Annotated in this window: 2 tRNA genes and 1 rRNA gene; all 3 read right to left on the bottom strand. The window is 42.7% G+C overall.

Annotated features, from left to right (window positions below):
• Nucleotides 1–144: 144 nt before the first annotated feature.
• Nucleotides 145–218: transfer RNA gene (locus AA089_RS22840), tRNA-Ala, on the bottom strand.
• A gap of 83 nt (nt 219–301) precedes the next feature.
• Nucleotides 302–375 (bottom strand) — tRNA-Ile (locus AA089_RS22835).
• Nucleotides 376–464: 89 nt separating this feature from the next.
• Nucleotides 465–1,988 (bottom strand): 16S ribosomal RNA (locus AA089_RS22830).
• Between the last annotated feature and the right edge of the window lie 531 nt (nt 1,989–2,519).

The following is a 2,519-nucleotide window of genomic DNA, read 5'->3' as shown; positions in this document are numbered from 1 at the left end:
TTTTTTCTCTCGAAGATTATTATTTAATCTCGTTTCTCTTTTATCTCAATATGTCAATGAACTTTGTGCAAGTCGTACAGACTTAAAAATCTATAACAACTCTCTTGCAATACTTGAAATATAATATCTCAAAATATTGCATTGTGGAGAATATCGGAGTCGAACCGATGACCTCCTGCGTGCAAGGCAGGCGCTCTAGCCAGCTGAGCTAATCCCCCATTATTGAAATTCAGAATTATGAATTCAGAATTATGAATGTTGAATCCTCTAACTTCCAGAATTTCCTCTAAAACACAATTAGTAGTCTCAGGCAGACTCGAACTGCCGACCTCTACATTATCAGTGTAGCGCTCTAACCAGCTGAGCTATGAGACTCTACTTGTATTTCGTTCAATTTCTTAATTAACAGCTAAGCAAAAACAATCTCTCGATCATCCTATTATAATTTATCGTCGTATCTCTAGAAAGGAGGTGTTCCAGCCGCACCTTCCGGTACGGCTACCTTGTTACGACTTAGCCCCAGTTACTAGTTTTACCCTAGGCAGCTCCTTACGGTCACCGACTTCAGGTACCCCCAGCTTCCATGGCTTGACGGGCGGTGTGTACAAGGCCCGGGAACGTATTCACCGGATCATGGCTGATATCCGATTACTAGCGATTCCAGCTTCACGGAGTCGAGTTGCAGACTCCGATCCGAACTGAGATAGGTTTTGTAGATTCGCTCCTACTTGCGTAGTGGCTGCTCTCTGTACCTACCATTGTAGCACGTGTGTAGCCCAGGACGTAAGGGCCGTGATGATTTGACGTCATCCCCACCTTCCTCACGGTTTGCACCGGCAGTCTTGTTAGAGTCCCCACCACGACGTGCTGGTAACTAACAACAGGGGTTGCGCTCGTTATAGGACTTAACCTGACACCTCACGGCACGAGCTGACGACAACCATGCAGCACCTTGTAAGAAGTCCGAAGAAATAGCTATCTCTAACTAATGCATCCTACATTTAAGCCCTGGTAAGGTTCCTCGCGTATCATCGAATTAAACCACATGCTCCACCGCTTGTGCGGGCCCCCGTCAATTCCTTTGAGTTTCAATCTTGCGATCGTACTCCCCAGGTGGGTTACTTATCACTTTCGCTTAGCCACTCAGACCGAAGTCCAAACAGCTAGTAACCATCGTTTACGGCGTGGACTACCAGGGTATCTAATCCTGTTCGCTCCCCACGCTTTCGTCCCTCAGCGTCAGTATATAATTAGTGATCTGCCTTCGCAATCGGTATTCTATGTAATATCTATGCATTTCACCGCTACACTACATATTCTAACCACTTCATTATAACTCAAGTCATCCAGTATCAAAGGCAATTTTACAGTTGAGCTGCAAACTTTCACCTCTGACTTAAACAACAGCCTGCGGACCCTTTAAACCCAATGATTCCGGATAACGCTTGGATCCTCCGTATTACCGCGGCTGCTGGCACGGAGTTAGCCGATCCTTATTCGTAGAGTACCGTCAAACAAATACACGTATCTGCGTTTCTTCCTCTATAAAAGAAGTTTACAACCCATAGGGCAGTCTTCCTTCACGCGGCATGGCTGGATCAGAGTTTCCTCCATTGTCCAATATTCCTCACTGCTGCCTCCCGTAGGAGTCTGGTCCGTGTCTCAGTACCAGTGTGGGGGATCCCCCTCTCAGGGCCCCTATCTATCGATGTCTTGGTAAGCCGTTACCTTACCAACTAACTAATAGAACGCATGACCATCTAATACCGATAAATCTTTAACTATAATCTCATGCGAGATCACAGTACCATGGGGTATTAATCCAAATTTCTCTGGGCTATCCCCCTGTATTAGGTAGGTTTCATACGCGTTACGCACCCGTGCGCCGGTCGCCATCAGATTGCAAGCAATCTATGCTGCCCCTCGACTTGCATGTGTTAAGCCTGCCGCTAGCGTTCATCCTGAGCCAGGATCAAACTCTTCATCGTTGTTTCTTATATATTATAGTTTCTTCAACTCCGAAAAATTATCGTACTCTCAAAAGATGTTTTTTGCTTATGTTTTTTATCATTACTTTGTCTCCAAAATAATTGCTGCTAATCAATATGTCAATGAACTCTTATTTCTATTTTATCAAACTTCCTTCCGAAAGCGGGTGCAAATATAAAACCCTTTTTTCATTCCAACAAAACTTTTTTGAGATTTTTTTTGAAGCTCTTTTGCAAACTTCTTGCCTCTCACTTTAAAAGTATTTTATCTTCAGAACTTACACCTAAACGTTACCGTTTTTAGCGGATGCAAACATACAACCTTTTTTAATTCTCAAAAAACTTTTTCTAAACTATTTTTAAAAAGAATTCCTTAAGTATGTATGTCAAGCTATTCTTGTGAACGTATCCGCATAAAACCTTATCGTTTTAGCGGCTGCAAATATAAATACCTTTCCCATATTTACAACTCTTTTTAAACCTTTTTTTACACTTTATTTTACGAATGTTTTTAACGCTTTATTTTACAGC

The organism is Kordia jejudonensis (genome assembly GCF_001005315.1).
In the GTDB taxonomy this organism is placed as follows: domain Bacteria; phylum Bacteroidota; class Bacteroidia; order Flavobacteriales; family Flavobacteriaceae; genus Kordia; species Kordia jejudonensis.
This window is presented reverse-complemented; position numbering and strand designations above follow the sequence as displayed.